A 23579-nucleotide genomic window follows, 5' to 3' on the forward strand; every position below is an offset into this window, starting at 1 on the left:
AGAGGCCTTCAACTTTCGGAAGAGTTGTCAGTTCGCCGGGATCGTCCGGACGAGATCGCGCGGATTGACGTAGTCGAGCTGGAAGCGCGCCCGCTCGTCCAGCATGTCTGGGTCGATCTTCGCGGAGCGCAGCAGCGAAACGCGCTGCTCGCTCCTGGCACGCTCGCGCTTGAGCTGGGCAAGCTCGCTCGTCAGCGCCACGATCTCCTGGTCGAGCTCCTGGCGGGCGTTGAGGCCGTATTTGCCGGTATAGGCGTTGACGCCGAAATAGCCGACGATGGCGGCCGCCATCGCATAGAGGGCAAGACCGGTCAGGATCGATTTCAGGCGCGCGCGGGAGACCATCCTGGGAAGATGGGACAGGTTGGTTAAGGGCGTGCTAATTGCCCCCGCCCGCATCGCGTTCCCGTGCCTGACTTAGCCGTCATGCCCGGCCTTGTGCCGGGCATCCACGTTCTTCGTCAATTTAGCGAGCACGTGGATGGCCGGGACATCTAGCGCGAAGACGCGCTTCGCGCTTTTGCCCGGCCATGACGAAGTCCTGAGAATCGCGCCTCAGCCGTGGTGCTTCGCCACGTGCACCGCAAACGCGTCGATATAGGCCTGGAGCACGGGCTTCAGGGACTCCTTCGTCAAATTGCCGTCGGCGTCAAAGGCGTCGCCCACCCCGTTCAGATAAGCCTCCGGCTGCTGTAGGATCGGACCGGAAATGCCCGGCAGGATGTTCTGCAGCGTCTTGGCGGCGCTGACGCCGCCGAGCGGACCCGGCGAGTTCGCGACGATGCCGACCGGCTTGCCGTTGAACGAGCTCTTGCCGTAGGGCCGCGAGGCGACGTCGATGGCGTTCTTCAGCACGCCCGGGATCGCGCGATTGTATTCCGGCGTGACGAAGATGACGCCGTCCGACTTCTGGATCTTTTCGCGAAAAGACAGCCAATCGGCCGGCGGCGCGCCTTCGAGGTCCTGGTTGAAGAACGAGATGCCGGCCGGCGTGATGACCTCGAGCTTGAGCGAAGCAGGCGCGAGCTTGGCGAGCGCATGAGCGATCTTCAGCGAGAAGCTGTCCTTGCGCAGGCTGCCGGCGATCGTGACGATATTGTAGGCCATGGAGTGTCCTCGAAATCTTCAGCGGGAGTGCCGGGGCGGCACTTAAGCGGTCCCGAGCGATGGATGCAAGTGCATGGACCGGTCGGATTTGGAAACGCTGGGTTTCTGAACGGTTGCCCAAACAATCAGGCCGCCAAGTGGCGACCTGACTCCTCGGCACAAATCTGCAAATCGGCTCAGATCGTCGGATTCCACGCCGACGGGATCAGGCGATATTTGGCGCCGTCCTTCTCGACATGGCCGACCGAGGGGAAGGTGAAGTGGAAGCCGATCACGGTCGCCTTTTCGGCTGCCGCCATGTCGTAGAATTTGTGGCGGGTCTCCTGCGCCAGCGCAGCATCGGTGTCGAACATCACATGCCAGTCCGGATTGCGCAGGAAGAACTCTGGGATGTTGGTGACGTCGGACTGGATCAGCACCTTGGCATCGCCCGAGGCGACCGCGAACGAGGTGTGCCCGGGGGTGTGGCCGGGCGTCGCGATCGACGTGATGCCCGGCGCGACCTCCTTGCCCCACTCGTATTTCGTCACCTTGGATTCGAGGCCGGCAAAGGTCTTCTTCACGTTGGCGAAGTAATTCTTCATCATCGCGTTGGACTCGGCCTTGGCGGCGTTGTCCTCGCTGGTCCAGAACTCCCAGTCCTTGCCCGGCACCATGATCTCCGCATTGGGGAAGGCAAGCGCGCCGTCGGCGAGACGAATGCCGTTGGTGTGATCCGGATGCAGATGCGAGAGCAGCACCACGTCGATGCTCTTGGGGTCGACGCCGGCGGCTTGGAGGTTTTGCAGCGTGCGGCCGACGGCGCCCTTGCTCGCCTCGAAATTCGCAATGCCGTTGCCGGCGTCGATCAGCACCAGCTTGGAGCCGGTGTTGATGAGCTGCGGATTGAACGGCAACGTGACCATGCCCTTCGGCATATAGGCCGCCTCGCCCGCGGCCAGCGCTTCCTCCCTCGGCGCGTTGACGACGAACTTGTCCGGCATCGGGAAAGTGCGCGCGCCGTCATTGATCGAGGTGCACTCGTAGCTGCCGACCTTATAGCGGTAGAAGCCCGGCGCCTGCGTGCCGGCTTGCGGCACCGCGGCATTGGCGGCGGTCGATCCAAGCTTGGTCACGGCCGCCGCACCGAGGGCGGCGGCGCCTGCGAGCAAATGGCGGCGGTTGAGATCGGTCATGGAGAGGTCCCCTTCTGAGCGCGCCTTGCGGTTTTGTCCGCTTTCAATGGCGGCGGAATAATCTCCCGCTTCGCTCAGAAGGCAAGACCTTCTTTAGACAAGTCCTTCTTTAGACAAGACCTTCTTTTGGTGACGTGCCCTCGCACATCACGATTATTTATTTGGGTTGATGAGGAATTTTTCGCCGGTGGCGCGTTTGGCGTAGACCGCGATATTGGCGGGATCGAGCGCCTCCGAAAGCGACACCACCTTGGTGTAGTGGCTGGCAAACGTGGTCTTCAGTTCGTCGACGACGCGCTGGCGCAGCCTAGCCCCGTCCGCCTGCCCGATCTTCATCAGAAACGGAAACAGCAGCCAGCCGCCGACGCCCCAGGCCATGCCGAAGCCGCGCGGCAGCTCGATCGGGCGAACATCGAGCGCGCCATAGACGTAGACCTGCTTGTGCACGTTGGAGCCATAGCGGCTGTATTCCTTCGCGGTCTTGTTGATCGCGACTTCCATGCAGTTGAGGATGTCGCCGGCGAGCTTGCCGCCGCCGATGGCATCGAAGGCGATGGTGGCGCCGGTCTCGACCAGCGCATTGGTGAGATCGCCGAGGAAGCTCGGCGCGGTGGAATCGACGACATATTTGGCGCCGATCTTGTGCAGGATGTCGGCCTGCTCCTTGCTGCGCACGATGTTGACCAGCGGGATGCCGTCCTTGATGCAGATCTTGTTCAGCATCTGGCCGAGATTGGATGCGGCCGCAGTGTGCACCAGCGCCTTGTGACCCTCGCGTCGCATGGTCTCGGTCATGCCGAGCGCGGTCAGCGGATTGACGAAGCAGGAGGCCCCTTCGGCCGGCGTGGTGCCCTCGGGCAGCGGCAGGCACTCGCGTACTTTCAGCGTGCGATACTGCGTATACATCGCGCCGCCGATCATCGCGACCGTCTTGCCCATCAGTGCCTTCGCGGCATCCGACGAGCCGGCCCTGATCACGACGCCTGCGCCTTCGTTACCGACCGGCATGGACTCGTCGAGCCGACCTGCCATCGCCCGCATCGCGCCTTCCGGCACCTTCGCGGTGATGACGGGAGTGCCCTTGTCGCCGGAAGCCTTTGCCGTGCTCATATCGGCCGCGCCGATCAGGAGCCCGAGGTCGGACGGATTGATCGGCGCTGCCTCGACGCGGACGACGACCTCGTCCGCGGCGGGTTCGGGGGTCGGCACGTCGAGCAGCGAGATCTCGAGCTCACCGCTCTTTTTGATCAGCGAACGCAGTTGCAGGCCGTTCTTGCCGTCGCTCATGTCGATCCTCCCTGTTTCTATCGAGACCCTGGCTTATGCCAGCGCCTTCAACGCCGCCTTGCCGCCGTAGAGCGCCTGCTTGCCGAGCTGCTGCTCGATGCGCAAGAGCTGGTTGTATTTGGCGGTGCGATCGGAGCGTGCAAGGGAGCCGGTCTTGATCTGTCCGCAATTGGTGGCGACCGCGAGGTCGGCGATGGTGGAATCCTCGGTCTCGCCGGAGCGGTGCGACATCACCGAGGTGTAGCCGGCCTTGTGCGCCATCTCGACGGCGGCGAGCGTCTCGGTCAGCGTGCCGATCTGGTTGACCTTGATCAGGATCGAGTTGGCCCGTCCGGCCTTGATGCCTTCGGCAAGGCGCTTGACGTTGGTGACGAAGAGATCGTCGCCGACCAGCTGGCACTTCTTGCCGACGAGGTCGGTCAGCTCTTTCCAGCCGTCCATGTCGTCTTCCGACATGCCGTCCTCGATGGTCACGATCGGATAGCGCGAGACGAGGTCGGCAAGGTACTTGGCCTGCTCGGAGATCGAGCGGGTCTTGCCCTCGCCTTCGTAGACGTATTTGCCGTCCTTGAAGAACTCGGTCGAGGCGCAGTCGAGCCCAATGACGATGTCGGAGCCCGCCTTGTAACCGGCCTTGCCGATCGCGTTCATGACGAATTCGAGCGCGGCGTCCGCCGACGGCAGGTTCGGGGCAAAGCCGCCCTCGTCGCCGACATTGGTGTTGTGGCCGGCCTTCTTCAATTCCGACTTCAAGGTGTGGAAGACCTCCGCGCCGTAGCGCAAGCCCTCGGCGAAGGAGGACGCACCAACCGGCAGGATCATGAACTCCTGGAAGTCGATCGGATTGTCGGCGTGCATGCCGCCATTGATGATGTTCATCATCGGCACCGGCAGCAGCCGCGCCGAGGTACCGCCGACGTAACGGTAGAGCGGCATGTCGAGCGAGTTCGCGGCCGCCTTGGCGCAGGCGAGCGACACGCCGAGGATGGCGTTGGCGCCGAGCCGGCTCTTGTTCGGCGTGCCGTCGAGGTCGATCATGATCTGGTCGAGCTGGGCCTGCTGCTCGACATCGAGGCCGCTCAGCGCCTCGAAGATCTCGCCGTTGACGGCGCCGACTGCCTTGGTGACGCCCTTGCCGAGATAGCGGGCCTTGTCGCCGTCGCGCAGTTCCACCGCCTCGTGGGCGCCGGTGGAGGCGCCGGACGGCACGGCAGCACGGCCAAGCGCGCCATCTTCCAGCACGACGTCGACCTCGACGGTGGGATTGCCCCGGCTATCGAGAATTTCGCGGCCGATGATGTCGATGATGGCGGTCATGAGAGCCTCTTTTCGGGGACCAAAGGGGGCAGTTGGCGGTGCTTCTACCGCAATGCGTCGAAGTGGAAAAGGCCGGGTGACGGCCGCGTCTCGATTGGCTAAGAGGGCCGCTACGGAGGCGGCCTGATGTCGAAAAAACCCAGCAAATCGAACAACTCCCCTGCTTTGCAGCTCGGCCGCGCTGTCGAATGGCCGGATGCGCCCGAGAAGGCGAAACTCGACCGCGTGCCCAATCCGCAAGGAGGCACCGATTATCTGGTCCGTTTCACCGTGCCGGAATTCACCTCGCTCTGCCCGGTCACGGGACAGCCGGATTTCGCACATCTGATGATCGATTACGCCCCTGGCCAATGGTTGCTGGAGTCGAAATCGCTCAAACTCTACATCGCGAGCTTCCGCAATCACGGCGCCTTCCACGAGGACTGCACCGTGATGATCGGCAAGCGCATCGCGAGCGAGATCAAGCCGAAGTTCTTGCGCATCGGCGGCTACTGGTATCCGCGCGGCGGCATCCCGATCGACGTGTTCTGGCAGACCGGCCGTGCGCCGAAGGGATTGTGGGTGCCGGAACAGGGCGTCGCGGCCTATCGCGGGCGGGGCTGAGCTCTCTCTCCTGTCCAGGCCTCAGCGCGCGTCGGATGGCGCGCGCTGTTTCAACAGCCGCGCACACACGAAACCGAGCACGACCATGATCGCGGCGCTCGCGAACAGGGTCGGCATCTTGCCGCCATGCTGGAGGCCAAGGCCATAGGCGAGCGGCCCGACCGTCTGCCCCATGAAGAAGAAGAACGAATGCAGCGACAGCGCGGTCGCGCGTGCTTCGACCGAGAGCTCGCTGGCAAACATCTGAAGGCAGCCATGGGCGATGTAGAAGCCCCAGCCCATCACGATGAGATTGAGCGCCTGCACTTCCCAGCGTAGGCCAAAGGCGACGACAACGAGCTGCGAGGCCACCAGTGTCATGCCCGCAATCATCATTCCCTTCATGCCTAGCCATGGCAGCAGGCGCGACACCGTCAGGGTGTAGAACAAGCCGCCGACCGCAAAGCCCGCGATGACGACGCCCGCGATCGAGAGCGAGGTCTGCCCGAGTTCGAACAGGAACGAGGCGATGTAGGGAAACAGGCCGAGCACGCAGCAGCCTTCGATGAACACCGCCGCATAACAGACATAGGCGTTCGGGTTGGTAAAGATAGTGCGATAGCCCGCCTTCAGCGCCGACAGGCTCGTCTTCGGCGGATGCTTGACCTTGGCGCCACGAAAACCGGCGGCGACCGCGATCGATGCAACGATCACGAGCACGCCGAGCACCGCCAGCACGCCGCGCCAGCCGAGGAAATCGCCGATCAGGCCGGAGGCCGAGGCTCCGAGGAGATTGCCTGTCATCGCGCCGGCAAGCGTGCGGCTGATCGCGACCTGGCGTTTCTCCGGACCGACGAGATCGCTGGTCAGGCTGAGCGCCACCGGAAACACGCCGCCAGAGCCGATGCCGGCGAGGATACGGGTCGCGAACAGGACCGAGAACGAGGTCGAGAGCGAGCCCAGGATGTTGGCAAGGCCGAGCAGCGCAAGGCAGCCGATCATCAGCCGCGTCTTGCCGAACAGATCGGCGGCGGCGCCGACGATCGGCTGGATGATCGAGAAAGTGAAGGCGAACACCGCTGCAAAGCCGGCAGCGGTCGCGATGCTCACGCCGAAGTCCTCGGCGACGTGCGGCAGCACCGGATCGAGCGCGCGCGCGGAGAGCGCTGCGGCGAAGCTTGCACCGGAGATGACGTAGAGCGCGGCCGGCAGGCCGTGATCGTGCGGCCGCGCTGCGCCTTGCTGCATCAGCGCGGGTCGGCTTTGGTGGAATCTTTGGCGAGCGCGTCGAACGCCATCAGCTTTCGGATCAGCGCCTCGAATTCGCGCAGCGGCACCATGTTGGGTCCGTCGGACGGCGCGTTATCAGGGTCGGGATGGGTCTCGATGAAGACACCGGCAACACCGACGGCAACGGCTGCGCGTGCGAGCACCGGCACGAATTCGCGCTCGCCCCCGGAAGACGTCCCCTTCCCGCCCGGCTGTTGCACCGAGTGAGTGGCGTCGAAGATCACGGGGGCGCCGGTGGTCCGCGCCAGGATCGGCAAGGCGCGCATGTCGGAGACCAGCGTGTTGTAGCCGAAGGACGCACCACGCTCGGTGACGAGCACATTAGGATTGTTCGCGCTCGTGATCTTGGAGACGACGTTGGCCATGTCCCAGGGCGCGAGAAACTGACCCTTCTTGACGTTGACGACCTTGCCGGTTGCGGCGGCCGCCAGCAACAGATCGGTCTGGCGACACAGGAAGGCGGGGATCTGCAGGATGTCCACTGCCTGCGCCACCTCGGCGCACTGCGCGGCGTCATGCACGTCGGTCAGAACCGGCAGGCCGAGCGACGATCGGATTTCGGCGAAGATCGGCAGCGACTGGGCAAGCCCGAGACCACGCGCAGCCGACGCGCTGGTGCGATTGGCCTTGTCGAACGAAGTCTTGTAGACGAGGCCGATCTGCAGCCGCGCGGCGATCTCCTGCAGCGCGGAGGCCACCTCCAGCGCATGCTGGCGGCTTTCGAGCTGACACGGCCCGGCAATGATCGAGATCGGCAGATCATTGCCGAATTTGACCTTGCCAATGGTGACGACCGGCGCCGCTGACGTCGAAGAGCTCAAGGCAAATCCCTCGTTGCGGCGCGACCATAGCCGCGATGAAGGGCGGATCAACCCCATTCGGCCTGGGCTCCCAGAATATCAGGGTTGCGCCCAGGCCCCCCGCGACGGCCTCGCGCCGGCAGCCTCTACTTCACCGCCGAGAAGGCGGTCGGCGCCAGAATCTGGCTGACGATGTTGCCGACGATCTGGCCGTCCGCCTCGCTCTCGGCGCGCCCTTTCATCCAGTCCGGATCGGTCATGAAGGCGGCCCACTTCTTCTCGCGCTCGGCGAGCGACTCCCAGGCCAGAAAATAGGTCAGCTCCTGGTTGGATTCACCGATCAGCGTCGTAAAAAACCCGGCCTGCTTGATGCCGTGCTTTTCCCACACCTTCAGCGTGACGGTCTCGAACCGCTTGAGCAGTGCCGGCAGGCGGCCGGGCACGCAGCGATAGATGCGCATTTCGTAGATCATTCTTGTTCCTCCCTGATCAGGTCCGGCGGTTATATCGGCTGGCCCTGACGGTGTCTTGAGGCCCGCTCGGCCGCCCCCTGTGGCGTTCCGCGCATGGCTAAGGTCCGCTCAAAGCCGCTTCATGGAGAGCCGGTTCCCGCAATGCTGCCGCAATGATACGCCCGCTAGATTGGCGCGATTGAGGTTGAGGTGCGGATCATGCGGATTTTGCTCGTCGAGGACGAGGCCGAAATGGCCGACGCGCTGGCGTCGGCGCTGAAGCGCTACGACATGGTCGTGGACCACGCCCCCACGCTCGCCGAGGCGGAAGAGGCCATTTCTGCCGACGTCCACGCCGCCGTCCTGCTCGATCGCCAGCTTCCCGATGGCGACGGTCTCACCCTGATCCCGAAACTCAGGGCACGCGCCGACGGCGTACCGATCATCGTGTTGACGGCGCGCGGCGAACTCGCCGACCGGGTCGCCGGGCTCGACTGCGGAGCGGATGATTATCTGTCAAAGCCGTTCGCGGTGGAGGAATTGCTGGCGCGGCTGCGCGCCGTGCTGCGCCGGCCCGCCGGGCTGCATCCCGACATCATGCACGCCGGCCGCCTCGCCTTCGATTTCGGCCATCGCGAGGCAAGCATCGACGGGGCTCCGCTCGAGCTGCCGCGGCGCGAGCTCCTCGTGCTGGAGGCGCTGGTCCGCCGCATGGGCCGGACCGTGCTGCGCTCCGCGCTGGAAGAAGCCGTCTACAGTTTCGACGACGAGATCCAGTCGAATGCGCTCGATACGCATGTGTCGCGCCTGCGCCGCAAACTCTCGGAAGCCGATGCGCACGTGGAGATCCATGGCATCCGCGGCGTCGGCTATCTCTTGAAGAAGCTACCATGAGCAAGCACCACGATCCCTATTGTCTGCGCTCGCGGCTGAGCTGGCGCCTGCTGTCGCTCCAGGCGGTGCTGCTCACGGCGCTCGTTGCCGTCATCGTCGGGGCGTTGAGCGTGTCGGGGTTCGTGATCGCCGGGCGCGACGAAGATCGCGTGATCGATATCGTCCAGCGCGCGCTCGGACGCGACGCGCAAGGCGACCTGGTCCTGCGGTCGACGACCGAGCTGAAACAATTGCGCAGCGAGACCCCCGATCTCTGGTTCCTGGTCCGCGACAGGCAGGGACATTCGCTCAGCGAAGGCGCCGTGCCGGCCGAATTCGCCGCCATCGGCGGCGGCCTCGACCAGATCAGCCAGGCCCGGCTCGGCTCGCAGCTGTTCGAGGACGATCCGCGCAAGCCCCCGGCGCGGCTGAAGCGGGTCGACACGGACGCCGGCAATGTGCAAATCATCACGGCGACGCAAGGCAAGCTCACCGGCGCCAAGGCATTGTTCATGACGTCGCTTGCATTGCTCGGCATCGCCCTGCCCGGCCTGCTCCTCATGGGAACGGCGACCTTCATCGCGACGCCGATGATCGTGCGGCGCGCCTTCGAGGCGCTCGATGCGACGGCGGACCAGGCGCGGCGCATCGACATCCATCAACGCGGCGCGCGGCTGTCGCTGGACCGGATTCCGCTGGAGGTCGTGCCGCTCGTGACTGCGGTCAACGACGCGCTGGCGCGGCTAGACCAGGGCTATGCCCGCCACAAGCGCTTCGTCGCAGATGCCGCACACGAGTTGCGCACGCCGATCGCAATCCTGAACACGCGGCTGGAGTCGCTTCCAGCGGGGCCGGACAAGACCCGGCTGCTGGAGGATTCCGCGCGGCTGGCGACACTTGCCGAGCAATTGCTGGACATTCAGCGGCTCGATCGCTGCGGTCATCCCTTCACGCGCGTCGACCTCGTCGCAATCGCGCAAAGCGCGGCCGCAGATCTCGCGCCGCTGGCCATTGCCGCCGGCTACGAGCTGGCGCTCGACGCCCCCTCCACGCCGGTCGAAACGATCGGCGATGCGGCGGCGCTGGAGCGCGCGCTGACCAACCTCGTGCAGAATGCGATCCAGCACGGCCCTCGCCGCGGCACCATCGGCATTCGTATCAGCAGGCCCGCGAGCATCGAGGTCACGGACGAAGGCGCCGGCATTCCGGCCGATCAGCGCGAACAAATATTCGAGCCGTTCTACCGGCTGACACCGCTCGATCGCGGTGCCGGTCTCGGCCTCAACATGGTGCGCGAGATCGTGCTCCTGCATGGTGGCCACATCTCGGTCGCGGACGCAGCGATCGGCGGCGCGTGCTTCAGGATTTCACTGCCGCCCGTCCGGGAGAATTGACGCAATCGGCATACAGCCCGCAATGCTGTCGCAATGCACTCAAGCGATTGTTCGGCCGCCTCACCTCTGACCTGCGAGGTGCAACCAAGATGCCGGAGTGCGCATGCCCAACGATTTCCTCTCGTTCTTCCTGTCATGGATGTCAGCCCCGCGCCGCGTCGGCGCGATCGCGCCGTCAGGCGCGGCGCTGGCCGATCTCATCACCCGCGAGATCACCGCATCGACCGGCCCTGTTCTCGAACTCGGCCCCGGCACCGGCGCGTTCACCTACAAGCTGCTCAAACGCGGCGTGCGCCAGCAGGACCTCACGCTGATCGAATACGGCTCCGACTTCATGAAGGTGCTCCAGATGCGTTTTCCCAACGCGCGCGTCTTGTGGATGGATGCGGGGCGGCTGGCAACGGAGCGCCTCTATGACGGCGCGCCCGTCGGCGCCGTCGTGAGCGGTCTGCCCCTGCTCAACATGTCGACGCGCAAGGTCGTCTCGATCGTCGGTGGCGCGTTCAGTCATGTCCGACCCGGCGGCGCCTTCTACCAGTTCACCTACGGCATGAGTTGCCCGATCGCGCGGCCCGTGCTCGACCGGCTGGGCTTGCGCGCAAAGCTGGTGGATCGTGCCCTGCTCAACGTGCCGCCGGCCGCCGTCTACAAGCTGACGCGACGGCCGCAGATGAAGCTCGTCACGGGATCGCTTGCGCCTGCTACGTCAACGCCGGTCTCGCCGGAGCCGATGCATCTCGCACGTGACTGCACCGCCACGCCCTGAGCCGATTACACCAGGCGGCTCTGCACCATCGCCGCGCGAATGAACGACGCGAACAGCGGATGCGGCTCGAAGGGGCGCGACTTCAGTTCGGGATGGAACTGGACGCCGATGAACCAGGGGTGATCCTCGTACTCGACGATCTCCGGCAGCACGCCGTCGGGCGACAGGCCCGAGAATTTCAGCCCGTGCTGCTCGAGGCGATCCTTGTAGGCGGTGTTGACCTCGTAGCGATGGCGGTGGCGCTCGGAAATCTCGGTCGCGCCGCCATAAACCTCCGAGACGCGGCTGCCGCGATTGAGCGCCGCGGGATAGGCACCCAAGCGCATCGTGCCGCCGAGATCGCCGGCGTTGGTGCGCTTCTCGAGCTCGTTGCCGCGCAGCCATTCCGTCATCAAGCCCACCAGGGGCTCCTTGGTCGGGCCGAACTCGGTGGAGTTGGCCTCCTCGATCCCGACGAGATTCCGAGCAGCCTCGATCACCGCCATCTGCATGCCGAAGCAGATGCCGAAATACGGCACGTCGCGCTCGCGCGCGAACTGCGCCGCGCGGATCTTGCCCTCGGCGCCGCGCTGGCCGAAGCCACCGGGCACCAGAATGCCGTTGACGTGCTCGAGGAATGGCGCGGGATCTTCCTTCTCGAAGATCTCGCTTTCGATCCAGTCGAGATTGACCTTCACCTTGTTGGCGATGCCGCCATGCGAGAGCGCCTCGATCAGCGACTTATACGCATCCTTCATGCCGGTATATTTGCCGACGATGGCGATGGTGACGTTGCCCTCGGGATTGCGGATGCGCTCGTTGATCTGCTGCCAGCTCCGCAGCTCCGGCGGAATCCGCGAGCCGATGCCGAAGGCGGCAAGCACTTCGTCGTCGAGGCCTGCGGCATGGTAAGCCTGAGGGACAGCGTAGATGCTGTCGGCGTCGCGCGCCTCGATGACGGCGCTCTCGCGCACGTTACAGAACAGCCCGAGCTTGCGCCGTTCCTCCTTGGGGATTTCGCGATCGGTACGGCAGAGCAGGATGTCCGGCTGGATGCCGATCGAGCGCAGCTCCTTGACGGAGTGCTGCGTCGGCTTTGTCTTCAGCTCACCGGCGCTCGGGATGTACGGCAGCAGCGTCAGATGAATGTAGATGGCGTGATCGCGCGGCAGCTCGTTCTTGAGCTGGCGGATCGCCTCGAAGAACGGCAGGCCTTCGATGTCGCCGACAGTGCCGCCGATCTCGACCAGCACGAAGTCGTAATCGTCGTTGCCGTCGAGGACGAAATCCTTGATGGCATTGGTGACATGCGGAACCACCTGGATGGTGGCGCCGAGATAATCGCCGCGCCGCTCCTTGGAGATGATGTCCTGGTAGATGCGCCCGGTCGTGATGTTGTCGGCCTTGGTCGCCGGCCGCCCCGTGAAGCGCTCATAGTGACCGAGATCGAGGTCGGTCTCCGCGCCGTCATCGGTCACGAATACTTCGCCGTGCTGATACGGCGACATCGTTCCGGGATCGAGATTGAGATAGGGGTCGAGCTTGCGGAGGCGGACCTTGTAGCCCCGGGCTTGCAACAGGGCACCGAGTGCCGCTGAAGCCAGACCCTTGCCGAGCGAAGAAACCACGCCGCCGGTGATGAATATGTACCGCGCCATGGGGCTTAACCTCTAATCCCTCGAATTCGATTCGCCAAAGCGATTCGTATTCCGCCCCAAACATTTTGCGGGGCTGTGGGTGAGCCAGAACTAAGAGTGGTGACAGAGCCTTGATGGGGATTGTTGATGCAGGACGGTAGAAGCCGCCCTGCATGGCCCCCCTGCTTTATTGCGAACGAGGTACCTGCGGGCCGCTCGGTGCCGGAGCCTGCTGCTGCTCGTCGGCCTTCTTCAGCGAATCCAGGATGCCGCCCGAGGTCGGCGGCGCGATCGGTCCGCCACCGGCCGGCTGGGTCTGCGACGCCGGTGCGCCGATGATCGACGACGGCTTGCGGTCGTAGCCGGCATACCAGGACAGGAACAGGCTGGTGAGGAAGAAGCCGACCGCCAGGATCGCGGTGGTCCGCGTCAGAAGGTTCGCCGTGCCGCGGCTCGACATGAAACCTGCGCCACCTCCCATGCCCAGGCCGCCGCCTTCCGACTTCTGGAGCAGGACGGCGCCGATCATGACGGTGACGATCATGAGGTGAATGACGATGACAACGGTCTGCATAGTGTCCTTCCGTCACAAGCCGACAGCGCCGAGCGGCGGCCAATCGTGCTTCGCGGGGTTTTCCTGAAGTTGCGCGGTGTTACACGATCAGACGGGTCATTGCCACCCCCGATCGGCCGGGTCCTAAGGTTTGAAGTTAGCTAGGAACAGCCCTGCGCAATCGCAAGGAAATCGACCGCCTTCAGGCTGGCCCCGCCGACCAGCGCGCCATTGACGTTCTTCACGGCCATCAGCTCGGCCGCGTTCGAGGGCTTGACCGAGCCGCCATAGAGGATGCGCATCCCGGCGCCGTCGGCCTTGAACCTGGAGGTCAGGAATTCCCGGATAAAGCCATGAATCTGCTCGACATCCCCGGACGTGGGGGTCAGGCCGGTGCCGATTGCCCAGACCGGCTCATAGGCCACGACCAGATTTGCGGCAGTGGAGCCGTCCGGCAGCGAGCCGTTGAGCTGGCCGCGCAGGATGTCCAGGGTCTGGCCCGCATCGCGCTGCGCTTGCGTCTCGCCGATGCAGACGATCGCCGTCACCCCGGCGCGCCAGGCGGCCTCGGCCTTCTGCCGGATCAGAGCATCGCCCTCGCCATGGTCGGCGCGGCGCTCGGAATGGCCGACGATGATCGCGGTCGCCCCCGAATCCGCCAGCATTTCGGCGGCAATATCGCCGGTATGGGCGCCGGAGGCCTTGGGGTGGCAATCCTGGGCCCCCACCGCGACCTTCTTGCCGCGCGCCTTCTCGGCAAAGGCTGCGATCAAGGTCGCCGGCGGGCAAACCAGCAAATCGGCTTTGCCAGCCACCTCTGCCGCACCATTGAGCATGGCATCGAATTCGGCAGTCGAGGCCTTCAGGCCGTTCATTTTCCAGTTGCCGGCGATCAGGGGGCGGATGGCATCGGTCATGTCAAATTCCAGCAAAATTTGGTTTGTGCATGCGCTAGCAGAGGTCCCGTGGCAGTTCCAGAGACCAGGGGCTTTTAACCGCAGGCATCGAAAGCCTGTCGGACCCGAGGTTGCGGGGGGAAAGCCACCACTTTATGATGATTGATCAATTTGGTGACGCGCTTTTGCGGAATCTGCATTAAGACGCGCTCCCGTTCCCCTCCTGCCAAACAAGTTGGACCAAATGCTTCGAGGAATGCGCAAGGCCTCATCAAACTGGCTCGGCAAGACCATTATGGCCGTTGTGATGGGCGTGCTGATCATCAGCTTCGGCGTTTGGGGCATTGCCGACATCTTCAAGGGCTTCGGGCAATCCACCGTGGCCAAGGTCGGCGGCACCGAGATTTCGTTGAACGAGTTCCGTCAGATTTACACCGATCGCCTCCAGCAGATCAGCCGCCAGTTCGGCCGGCCGCTGTCGCCTGAACAGGCGCGCGCCTTCGGTCTCGACCGTCAGGTGCTGCAGCAGACGATCGCGGAAGCCGCCCTCGACGAAGAGGCGCGCCGGCTCGGGCTCGGCCAGTCTGACGACCAGATCCGCCAGCTCATCATGAACGACCCGAACTTCAAGGGCGTCGGCGGCAACTTCGATTCGAACCGCTTTCAGTCCGTGATCCGCAACTTCGGCTATACCGAGCAGCGCTACGTTTCGGAGCAGCGCAAGGTCTCGTTGCGTCGGCAGATCACCGGCACGATCGGCGCTGGCCTCGAGCCGCCGAAGGCGATGCTCGACGTGCTGACGCGCTTCCAGAACGAGCAGCGCGCCATTGAATTCGTCAGACTCGACGCGGCCCAGGCCGGCACCATCGACGCGCCATCGCCCGAGGCGCTCGCCGCCTATTTCGAGGATCACAAGGTCCAGTTCCGCGCGCCCGAATATCGCAAGATCGCGTTCGTCGTGGTCTCGCCGGAGGAGATCGGCAAGTGGAGCGAGGTGTCGGACGAGGATGCCAAGAAAGCGTTCGACCAGCGCAAGGACCGGCTCGGAACGCCGGAGAAGCGCCAGATCCAGCAGATCGTATTTCCCAACGCCGCCGAGGCGCAGGCCGCACGCGAGCGGCTCACCAGCGGGACGTCGTTCGAGGACCTCGGCAAGGAGCGCGGACTGAGCGCGTCCGACGTCGATCTCGGGCTCGTGACCAAATCCTCGCTCGATCCCGCAGTTGGAGACGCCGTCTTCGCGCTTCCCGCCGGTGAAATCAGCCAGCCGATCCAGGGCCGTCTCGGCACGTCGATCGTCAAGGTCGACAAGATCGAGCCGGGCGCTGAGGCGAATTATGCGAGCGTTGCCGCCGACATCAAGCGCGAGATCGCCACCGAGCGTGCGCGGGTCAAGGTCGCCGATCTCCGCGACAAGATGGAAGACGAGCGCGGCGGCGGTGCCAGCGTGATCGACGCGGCGCAGAAGCTCGGCCTCACCGCCGTGACCATCGACGCCGTCGACCGTTCCGGCCGCGCCCCGAGCGGCCAGCCGATCTCCGGCATTCCGCAGGGCCTCGACGTGGTGTCGCAGGCCTTCAACACCGATGTGGGCGTCGACAACGACTCGATCTCTTTCAAGGGCGGCTATGTCTGGTACGACGTGCTTGCCATCACGCCCTCGCGCGACCGCAATCTCGACGAGGTCCGCGACCAGGTCGAGGCGCGCTGGCGCCAGGACCAGATCGCGACCAAGCTGAAGGCCAAGGCGACCGAGATGGTGCAGAAGCTCGAATCTGGCGGCAAGCTCGCCGACGAAGCAGCCGCGATCGGCGCCAAGGTCGAGACCGCCGCCGGCTTCAAGCGCGACGACTCGCCCGCCAGCGTGCCCGCAACCGTCGTGTCGGCCGCCTTCCGTGTCGCCAAGGACGGCGTCGGGCAGACGGCAGTGACCGGCGGCACCGAGGTGATCGTGTTCCGCGTCACCGAGATCGTCGATCCCACGGTCGATGCCGCTTCCGAGGCGGTCAAGAAGCTGAAGGACAGTCTCGACCGTGCGCAGACCGAGGAGCAGGTCGCTTCCTACGTCAACAAGCTCGAAACCGACATCGGGACCACAATTAATCAGGCCGCCTTCGCGCAGGTGACCGGCGCGAACCAGTGAGTTGAAAGCACGCGATGGACGACCTGAAATCGATCATTGGAAAAGTGGCGACCGGCGCCAGCCTGTCGCGTGACGAAGCGGCTTCCGCCTTCGACGCTGTGATGTCCGGCGAGGCTACGCCCTCGCAAATGGGCGGCCTGCTGATGGCGCTGCGGGTGCGCGGCGAGACCGTGGACGAGATCACCGGCGCGGTCGCGGCAATGCGCTCCAAGATGCTCACGGTCGATGCGCCCGCGGACGCCGTCGACATTGTCGGCACCGGCGGCGACGGCTCCGGCTCGGTCAATGTCTCGACCTGCGCCTCCTTCATCGTTTCGGGCGCCGGTCTGCCGGTGGCCAAGCACGGCAACCGCGCACTGTCGTCGCGCTCCGGCGCCGCCGACGTGCTGGCTTCGCTCGGGGTGAAGATCGATCTGAGGCCGGAGCAGGTCGGCCGCTGCATACGCGAATGCGGCATCGGCTTCATGTTCGCCCCCGCCCATCATCCCGCCATGAAGAACGTCGGCCCGACCCGGGTGGAGCTTGCGACACGCACGATCTTCAACCTGCTCGGCCCCTTGTCCAATCCGGCGGGCGTGAAGCGGCAGATGGTCGGCGTGTTCTCCCGGCAATGGGTGCAGCCGCTGGCGCAAGTGCTCAAGAACCTCGGCTCTGAATCCGCCTGGGTCGTGCACGGTTCCGATGGGCTCGACGAAATCACCCTCACCGGCCCGACCTTCGTCTCCGCGCTCCACGACGGCGAGATCCGGAATTTCGAGGTGACGCCGGAGGACGCGGGCCTGCCGCGCTGCGAGGCCGGTGCACTCAAAGGCGGCGATGCCGACGCGAACGCTATCGCCTTGCAGAGCGTGCTCGACGGCAAGCCGAGCCCCTACCGTGACGTCGCGCTGATCAACGCCGCTGCCGCATTGGTCGTGGCGGGGCGAGCCAGGGATCTCAAGGAAGGCGTCGTGATCGGCGCAAAATCACTCGACAGCGGCGCGGCGAGCGCGCGGCTGAATCATTTGATCGCGGTCTCGAACGGCTGAGCCTGACATGTCGGACATCTTGACCAAGATCGAAGCCTACAAGCGCGAGGAAATCGCGGCGGCCAAGCGCGCGCAGCCGCTGTCGGCTGTGGAAGCGAAGGCCAAGGCGCAAGCAGCACCGCGCGGCTTCCTGCGCGCCATCAAGGCCAAGCACACCAATGGCGACTACGCGCTGATCGCGGAGGTCAAGAAGGCCTCGCCGTCAAAGGGCCTGATCCGCGCCGATTTCGATCCGCCGCTGCTCGCAAGGGCCTATGAGGCCGGCGGTGCTGCCTGCCTGTCGGTGCTGACGGACACGCCCTCGTTCCAGGGCCATCTCGACTTCATGGTGGCGGCGCGCGCGGCAACGTCACTGCCGGTGCTGCGCAAGGATTTCATGTTCGACACTTACCAGGTGGCGGAGGCCCGCGCGCACGGCGCCGACTGCATCCTGATCATCATGGCGGCGCTCGATGATGCCACGGCAAAAGAGCTCGAGGACGCCGCCATCGCCCATGGCATGGACGTGCTGATCGAGATCCACGACCGCGCTGAGCTTGATCGCGCACTGAAGCTGCGTTCGCCGATGATCGGCGTCAACAATCGCAATTTACGCACCTTCGAGACCACGCTTGCGACCAGCGAAACATTGGCGCCGCTGATTCCGCAGGACCGGCTGATGGTCGGCGAGAGCGGCATCTTTACGCCCGCCGATCTCGCCCGGCTCGAGCGCGTCGGCATGTCGACCTTCCTGGTCGGCGAGAGCCTGATGCGGCAAGCCGACGTAACCGCTGCGACCCGTACGCTGCTGGCGCGCGAGACGACGGCGCGTGCGACGGGCACGCGCTGACATGGCCCGTAAGCCGACCGCGACGAAACCAGCCAAGTCCGAGTCCAAGACCAAGTCCAAGACCGGCCCTGCCCTCACCCATATCGGCGCCTCCGGCGAGGCGCGGATGGTTGACGTGTCGGACAAGCCTGCCAGCGAGCGGCTCGCGGTCGCGGAAGGACGCGTGGTCATGACCAGGGCGACGCTTGACCTGATCGTGTCCGGCAACGCCAAGAAGGGCGACGTGCTCGGCACCGCCCGCATCGCCGGCATCATGGCCGCCAAGCGCACCGCGGAGCTGATCCCGCTCTGCCATCCCCTCGCGCTGTCGAAGGTGACGGTCGAGATCGAGCCCGACGCAACGCTGCCGGGCTGCCTCGTCCGCGCCAGCGTGAAGGTCACGGGCACGACCGGCGTCGAGATGGAAGCGCTCACCGCGGTCTCGGTCGCCTGTCTCACCATCTACGACATGATCAAGGCGGTGGAACGCGGCGTGCGCATCGAAGGCATCCACCTGGTCGAGAAGCTCGGCGGCAAGTCCGGCCATTACCGCGTCTGATTGCCGCTGCTACTTCAGCGACGCGCTGATCGACCCGAATTTTGAATTGAGCTTGCTGCCCAGGCCGTTCACCACGGCGATGATCGCAAGCGCGATGCCGGCGGCGATCAGGCCATACTCGATCGCGGTTGCGCCGGTTTCGTCGGCGAGAAAATCCTTCAAAGCATTCTTCATGATCGTATCCCTCTGCGTCGTTGCGAAGACGTTCGTAGTTGCGAAGACGTTCGTCGTTGCGAAGACGTTCGCAATTCGTGTGCCAATACGGACGTGAGGATCGCCAGCACCTTAGATGGTTAAGCTTCGATTGATCATCGCGATGATCGGCAGAAATTGTTCGGCCGCGGAAGCTTCCGGCAATTCCTGCAGGCCGCGCGTCCCGCATATTGATTGCTTTTGTGAGCGTCCGTTCACGGCGCATTAACCCAGCTTGCTAACTTCGCCTCCACTCCGTTCCCGTAAACCAACGGATGTTTCCGGGGCCAAGAATTGACCCTGACGTGCGCACGACAACGATCGATCATGATGACGGGATTCGGCAGTCGCCTTTTTGACCAGGCCTTCGTGCGCAGCGGACCGATCCGCTGGCTGGTGGTGGGCGGCACGCTGCTGATCGCTGCGATCGCCGTCGGCGCGACGCTGATGGCGCAGAATTTCCGCGAACGTGCGCTGCGCAGCTCCGGCCGCGAGCTGGAAAACACCGTGCTGATGCTGGCCCATCATTTCGACCAGCAATTGCAGGATTTCGCGGTCATCCAGAAGGATTTCGTCGACTACGTCCGCGCGAGCGGCATTACCAGTGCGGCGGACTATCGCAAGCGCCTCGCCGGCCAGGACCTCCATCGGATGCTGCGTTCGAAGATCGACGCACTGCCCTACATAGGCGGCCTCAATATTATCGATGCCGAAGGCAATTTGATCAATTCGTCGACGGCATGGCCGGCTCCGAACGTGAACGTTGCCGATCGCGCCTATTTCCAGACCTTCCGGTACAATCCCGACGCTCCCGACGTCCTGATCGAGCCACTTTACAGTCGCATCTCCGGCGCCTGGACCATCCTGATCGTGCGCAAGATCGTCGGACCGAACGGCGAATTCATGGGTGCGGTCGGACGCGGCATCGAGCCGGCAAATTTCGAAAAATTCTTCGAGTCAGCCGTGCTCGGCGAAAGCACGACGATCTCGATGCTGCACCGGGACGGCACGATGCTCGCCCGTTATCCCCATTCCAATGAATTGATGGGACGGAATTTCAAGAACGGTCCGTTCGCGCATCAAAGGGTTTTCGGGCTCGACCATTTTACCGGCCGCTTCATGAGCCCCGTCGACGGCGAGGACCGGCTGATTTCCTCACACGCCCTGCCTCACTTCCCGATCCTGATGATGGCCACCACGACGCGCGCGACGGCCCTGACGGACTGGCGCGAGCAGATCGGCATCCTGATCTCGGTCGCGGCCTCTTCCGCGCTGGCCATCGCGGGCGTGTTGATCGCGATCGTTCGCAAGCTCCTGGAGCAGCATCGTCTTTCGCGGGAACGGCTGACGCTGGAAAAGCAGCGTCTCGACCGCGCCGTCAACAACATGACCCAGGGCCTGCTGCTGTTCGACGCCTCGCAGCAGCTCGTGATCTGCAATCAGCGCTACATCGAGATGTACGGGCTGTCGGCCGAAATCGTGAGACCCGGCTGCAGCTTCCACGACATCATTGCGCACCGCAAAGCCACCGGCTCGTTCACCGGCGATGTGGACCAATATGTCGCACGGGTTCTGCGCGACGTCCACGTGCGCAATTCCATGGTGGTCGAGACCTCCGACGGTCGCTCGATCCAGATCGTCAACGAACCGCTCACGGACGGCGGCTGGGTGGCGACGCATGAGGACATCACGGAGCGCCGGCGTATCGAGGAGCGCATCACCCATCTCGCTCATTACGACGCGCTGACCGACCTGCCCAACCGTACCATGTTCCACGAGCATTTGCGTCAGGAACTCGATCTCGTCGCCGGCGGCGAACAACTCGCGGTGCACTACATCGACATCGACGAGTTCAAGGGCGTCAACGACGCGCTCGGGCATCTCGTCGGCGACGAGCTCCTGAAGTCGGTCGCGCAGAGCCTCCAACGCTGTGCGGGGCGGGCGGACTTCGTGGCGCGCCTCGGCGGCGACGAATTTGCCATCGTCCAGAGCGCGGTGACATCGCTGGATCAGGTCAACGAACTCGTCGCGCGGGTGTTTGAGGCCATCCGCGCGCCGTTCGACTGCATGGGACATCATCTTGCCACTGACGCCAGCATCGGCATCGCGCTGGCGCCGCAACATGGAACGGCGCTGGACCAGATCCTGAAGAACGCGGATATGGCGATGTACGCCGCCAAAGCCGCAGGGCGCCGCACCTACCGCTTTTTCGAGCCGGAGATGGACGCCAAGATCCACGAGCGGCGGCAGCTCGAGATCGACCTGCGCCACGCCATCGCCCAAGGCGGGCGCGAAGGCGGCCTCGAGGTGTATTACCAGCCCTGCCTCAGCCTGAAGGACGACCGCATCACCGGCTGCGAGGCGCTGGTGCGCTGGCGCCATCCCGAGCGCGGCATGGTCTCGCCGGCCGAGTTCATTCCGATCGCCGAGGACACCGGCCTGATCAACGAGATCGGCGAATGGGTGCTGGCGACCGCCTGCCGGGACGCGGCGAACTGGCCTGACGACATCCGCCTCGCCGTCAACGTCTCGCCGGTGCAGTTCAAGAGCGGCACGCTGGCGCTGAAGATCATGGCGGCGCTTGCCGCCTCCAATTTGGCGGCGAGCCGGCTCGAGCTCGAAATCACCGAGGCGGTGCTGATCCGCGACGACGACACGGCGCTTGCAATCCTGCATCAACTCCGCGCCATCGGCGTCCGCATCGCGCTGGACGATTTCGGCACCGGCTACTCCTCGCTGAGCTATCTGCACCGCTTCCCGTTCGACAAGATCAAGATCGACCGCTGCTTCGTCAACGATATCGCCGGCCCCGACGGCTCCGCCAGCATCGTGCAGGCGGTCGTCAATCTCGCCGCCGCCCGCCGCATGACCACCACGGCCGAGGGCGTCGAGACCGAGGAGCAGCAGCGTCTGCTGCGTGCACTCGGCTGCTCCGAGATGCAGGGCTATCTGTTCAGCGCCGCAAAACCCGCCGACAAGGTGCTGGAGCTGTTCGCAGTTCATCGCAGTCGTCTCGCCCAGCGCGGCGGCAACGAAGGCCGCCGCCGCGAGGCGGGCTAGAAACATCGACGTACAGCCAAACGGCGCGAGCGACCGCTTGAATTGAAGACCGTTTGGTCTATATATCGGCAATGCGCCGCCAAAACCCAGTGCCCTCGCCCCGTGGCCGTCCCCGAAGTTTCGACACGGACGCCGCTGTCGAACGCGCGATGGGGGTGTTCTGGTCACGCGGCTATCACGCCACGGCGCTACCGGACCTGCTTCGTGCGACGCAGCTCTCGCGTGGCAGCCTTTACGCCGCTTTCGGAGACAAGCACTCGCTGTTCCTGCGTGCGCTTGATCGCTACGTCGCCGAGGCCCTGACACGGATGGACGTCGAATTCGACAAAGAGCCGGTCGATGGACTGCGGGCCTACCTCGCCGGCTATGTCCACCGAACGAGCGGGGCCAATGGTCGGCGCGGATGCCTGCTGGTGGCCACAGCCATGGAACTGGCTGGCCGTGACGCTGAAGTCGATCGCCGCATCGCGAGCTTTTTCAAAGCCATGGAGGCCAGGGTGGCTGGTGCCCTGTCCCGTGCTAAGGCGGCGGGCAAATTGGCCGATGGCGTCGAGCCCTCCAGTGCCGCCAAAATTCTCCTCTGTTTCGTCGAGGGGCTGCGCGTGGTCGGCAAAACGGCACCGACGCGGATCACGTCGCAAGCCACCGTTGACGCGCTTCTCAACCGTTTCATCAGGTAGACACGTTTGGACGCCCCTGCTGCTGGCACGCCAATATATGGACTGATCGGTCTTTAAAGAAAGAATGCCATGTCCGCCATCCAGATCGTCTGCGCTGTGGCCGTCCCCCTGCTCTGGGGTTATCAGTTCGTGGCCATCAAAGTCGGCGTTACGGAATTCCCGCCTCTGTTCTTCCTCGCGCTGCGCTTCCTGGCCATCGCAATGCTGCTCGTTCCGCTCGTCAAACGTCCCACGCGTCCACAGTTCGGCCCGATCGCGGCTATTTCGCTTTTCCTCGGTGGGCTGAACTTCGGGCTGTTCTATGTTGGCCTTGGGCTCGGCTCGGGAAGCATGTCGGCCGTCGCCTATCAACTCGCCACGCCCTTCACCGTACTGTTGGCGTGGCCACTGCTCGCGGAGAAGCCGTCTCTCACCACGTCCGCCGGAGTGGCGCTTGCATTCGTCGGCGTGGTCGTGTTGGCAGCAGGGCCCGGCCTCTCCGCAAACGCGCTTCCACTGCTGCTCGTGGTCGGGGCGGCCTTCGCTTTCGCGGTGTCCAACGTGTTGACGAAGCGCTACGGCCCTTTTGATCCCCTGATGTTGATGGGATGGTCCTCGCTGCTCACCGTGCCGCAGGTCATGTTGATGTCGCTGCTCCTTGAACATGGACAACTCGCGAGCCTCGTCACGGCAGATGGACGTGGTTGGCTGGCGCTCGCCTACACGATTTTCATCGGAGGAATTGTTGGGTTTGGCCTATGGTTTTGGCTGATCGGGCGTTGCTCGATGGGTCGCGTCGCACCTTTCGGTCTGCTGCTTCCGGTGTTCGCCTTGATGTCGAGTGTGTTGTTCCTGGGCGAACACATGACTTCAAAATTGATGATCGGCGGGCTGCTCGCGATCTCCGGCGTCGCCTTGACACAGTTGAGACCGAGCGCCTTGAACCCCAGCTGAGACGCGTCCAAGACGAATTCGCCCGGGAGCGGCCATCCACTCCCGGGCGATCGATGTCTGGAACTGGC

At 64.4% G+C, this 23579-nt stretch carries 23 protein-coding genes; 11 read left to right on the top strand and 12 right to left on the bottom strand.

The genetic code is table 11. The annotated features are described in order from the left end of the window. Positions 1–27 precede the first annotated feature (27 nt). From IVB45_RS19795 to eno, 5 genes are all read right to left on the bottom strand, one after another. Entirely contained in the window at positions 28–345 is a 318-nt protein-coding gene (locus IVB45_RS19795) for a septum formation initiator family protein (RefSeq protein WP_007590617.1), read from the bottom strand. A gap of 210 nt (positions 346–555) precedes the next feature. Next, the gene (locus tag IVB45_RS19800; protein WP_027567108.1) at positions 556–1107 is read right to left on the bottom strand and encodes an NADPH-dependent FMN reductase; all 552 of its coding nucleotides are present in this window, start codon (positions 1105–1107) and stop codon (positions 556–558) included. A 176-nt stretch (positions 1108–1283) separates the two neighbouring features. Then, entirely contained in the window at positions 1284–2282 is a 999-nt protein-coding gene (locus IVB45_RS19805; RefSeq protein ID WP_247356363.1) for an MBL fold metallo-hydrolase, read from the bottom strand. Between the two features lie 153 nt (positions 2283–2435). Next, positions 2436–3569, bottom strand: a complete 1134-nt coding sequence (locus IVB45_RS19810; RefSeq protein ID WP_247356362.1) for a zinc-binding dehydrogenase — start codon at positions 3567–3569, stop codon at positions 2436–2438. A 33-nt stretch (positions 3570–3602) separates the two neighbouring features. Beyond that, positions 3603–4886: a phosphopyruvate hydratase gene (gene eno, locus IVB45_RS19815; protein WP_007590612.1), complete on the bottom strand. Its 1284-nt coding sequence runs from the start codon at positions 4884–4886 to the stop codon at positions 3603–3605. A 126-nt stretch (positions 4887–5012) separates the two neighbouring features. On the opposite strand from eno, the gene queF reads away from it, so the two are divergent. Beyond that, positions 5013–5489: a preQ(1) synthase gene (gene queF, locus IVB45_RS19820; RefSeq protein ID WP_247356361.1), complete on the top strand. Its 477-nt coding sequence runs from the start codon at positions 5013–5015 to the stop codon at positions 5487–5489. Between the two features lie 21 nt (positions 5490–5510). On the opposite strand, the gene IVB45_RS19825 is transcribed toward queF, so the two are convergent. From IVB45_RS19825 to IVB45_RS19835, 3 genes are all read right to left on the bottom strand, one after another. After that, a complete protein-coding gene (locus tag IVB45_RS19825) occupies positions 5511–6716 on the bottom strand; it encodes an MFS transporter (protein WP_247356360.1) in 1206 nt (401 codons plus the stop codon). Further along, the gene (gene kdsA / locus IVB45_RS19830; RefSeq protein WP_247356359.1) at positions 6716–7579 is read right to left on the bottom strand and encodes a 3-deoxy-8-phosphooctulonate synthase; all 864 of its coding nucleotides are present in this window, start codon (positions 7577–7579) and stop codon (positions 6716–6718) included. The genes IVB45_RS19825 and kdsA overlap by 1 nt, the downstream gene beginning before the upstream one ends. A 125-nt stretch (positions 7580–7704) precedes the next feature. Continuing rightward, complete coding sequence (locus tag IVB45_RS19835) at positions 7705–8031, bottom strand: NIPSNAP family protein (RefSeq protein WP_007610789.1); 327 nt, start codon at positions 8029–8031, stop codon at positions 7705–7707. A gap of 198 nt (positions 8032–8229) precedes the next feature. Between IVB45_RS19835 and IVB45_RS19840 the strand changes: the two genes are divergently transcribed. The 3 genes from IVB45_RS19840 (at position 8230) to IVB45_RS19850 (ending at position 11043) form a co-directional block, all read left to right on the top strand. After that, positions 8230–8904, top strand: a complete 675-nt coding sequence (locus IVB45_RS19840; RefSeq protein WP_027567114.1) for a response regulator transcription factor — start codon at positions 8230–8232, stop codon at positions 8902–8904. Continuing rightward, positions 8901–10277, top strand: coding sequence for a HAMP domain-containing sensor histidine kinase (locus IVB45_RS19845; RefSeq protein ID WP_247356358.1), 1377 nt, complete (start codon positions 8901–8903; stop codon positions 10275–10277). Before IVB45_RS19840 ends, IVB45_RS19845 begins: the two co-directional genes overlap by 4 nt. A gap of 103 nt (positions 10278–10380) precedes the next feature. Next, positions 10381–11043 (top strand): rRNA adenine N-6-methyltransferase family protein, encoded by a 663-nt coding sequence (locus IVB45_RS19850; RefSeq protein ID WP_247356357.1) that lies wholly within the window; start codon positions 10381–10383, stop codon positions 11041–11043. A gap of 5 nt (positions 11044–11048) precedes the next feature. Here the strand turns inward: IVB45_RS19850 and IVB45_RS19855 are convergent, their stop codons facing one another. From IVB45_RS19855 to tpiA, 3 genes are all read right to left on the bottom strand, one after another. Continuing rightward, positions 11049–12680, bottom strand: coding sequence for a CTP synthase (locus tag IVB45_RS19855; protein ID WP_007590604.1), 1632 nt, complete (start codon positions 12678–12680; stop codon positions 11049–11051). A gap of 166 nt (positions 12681–12846) precedes the next feature. Beyond that, positions 12847–13233: a preprotein translocase subunit SecG gene (secG, locus tag IVB45_RS19860; protein ID WP_007590603.1), complete on the bottom strand. Its 387-nt coding sequence runs from the start codon at positions 13231–13233 to the stop codon at positions 12847–12849. Positions 13234–13373: 140 nt separating this feature from the next. Continuing rightward, a complete protein-coding gene (gene tpiA, locus IVB45_RS19865) occupies positions 13374–14129 on the bottom strand; it encodes a triose-phosphate isomerase (RefSeq protein ID WP_247356356.1) in 756 nt (251 codons plus the stop codon). Between the two features lie 223 nt (positions 14130–14352). Between tpiA and IVB45_RS19870 the strand changes: the two genes are divergently transcribed. Genes IVB45_RS19870 through moaC form a run of 4 tightly spaced genes read left to right on the top strand, consistent with a single transcriptional unit; the run spans position 14353 to position 18646 of the window. Further along, complete coding sequence (locus IVB45_RS19870) at positions 14353–16251, top strand: peptidylprolyl isomerase (protein WP_247356354.1); 1899 nt, start codon at positions 14353–14355, stop codon at positions 16249–16251. 14 nt (positions 16252–16265) lie between these two features. Continuing rightward, a complete protein-coding gene (trpD, locus tag IVB45_RS19875) occupies positions 16266–17279 on the top strand; it encodes an anthranilate phosphoribosyltransferase (RefSeq protein WP_247356352.1) in 1014 nt (337 codons plus the stop codon). A gap of 7 nt (positions 17280–17286) precedes the next feature. Beyond that, positions 17287–18108 carry an indole-3-glycerol phosphate synthase TrpC gene (trpC, locus tag IVB45_RS19880; RefSeq protein WP_027567120.1) on the top strand — a complete coding sequence of 274 codons (822 nt, stop codon included), beginning with the start codon at positions 17287–17289 and terminating at the stop codon, positions 18106–18108. Between the two features lies 1 nt (position 18109). Continuing rightward, on the top strand, positions 18110–18646 hold the full coding sequence (moaC, locus tag IVB45_RS19885; protein ID WP_247356350.1) for a cyclic pyranopterin monophosphate synthase MoaC: 537 nt from the start codon (positions 18110–18112) through the stop codon (positions 18644–18646). 9 nt (positions 18647–18655) lie between these two features. On the opposite strand, the gene IVB45_RS19890 is transcribed toward moaC, so the two are convergent. Beyond that, positions 18656–18820, bottom strand: a complete 165-nt coding sequence (locus IVB45_RS19890; RefSeq protein ID WP_027567122.1) for a Flp family type IVb pilin — start codon at positions 18818–18820, stop codon at positions 18656–18658. A gap of 345 nt (positions 18821–19165) precedes the next feature. Between IVB45_RS19890 and IVB45_RS19895 the strand changes: the two genes are divergently transcribed. The 3 genes from IVB45_RS19895 to IVB45_RS19905 all read left to right on the top strand — a co-directional run bounded on the left by IVB45_RS19895 (position 19166) and on the right by IVB45_RS19905 (position 23511). After that, positions 19166–21898: an EAL domain-containing protein gene (locus IVB45_RS19895; RefSeq protein WP_247356349.1), complete on the top strand. Its 2733-nt coding sequence runs from the start codon at positions 19166–19168 to the stop codon at positions 21896–21898. 149 nt (positions 21899–22047) lie between these two features. Next, a complete protein-coding gene (locus IVB45_RS19900; protein WP_247356348.1) occupies positions 22048–22578 on the top strand; it encodes a TetR/AcrR family transcriptional regulator in 531 nt (176 codons plus the stop codon). A 69-nt stretch (positions 22579–22647) separates the two neighbouring features. Continuing rightward, entirely contained in the window at positions 22648–23511 is an 864-nt protein-coding gene (locus IVB45_RS19905) for an EamA family transporter (RefSeq protein WP_247356347.1), read from the top strand. Positions 23512–23579: the final 68 nt, after the last annotated feature.

The sequence above is a fragment of the Bradyrhizobium sp. 4 genome (assembly GCF_023100905.1).
GTDB lineage: Bacteria > Pseudomonadota > Alphaproteobacteria > Rhizobiales > Xanthobacteraceae > Bradyrhizobium.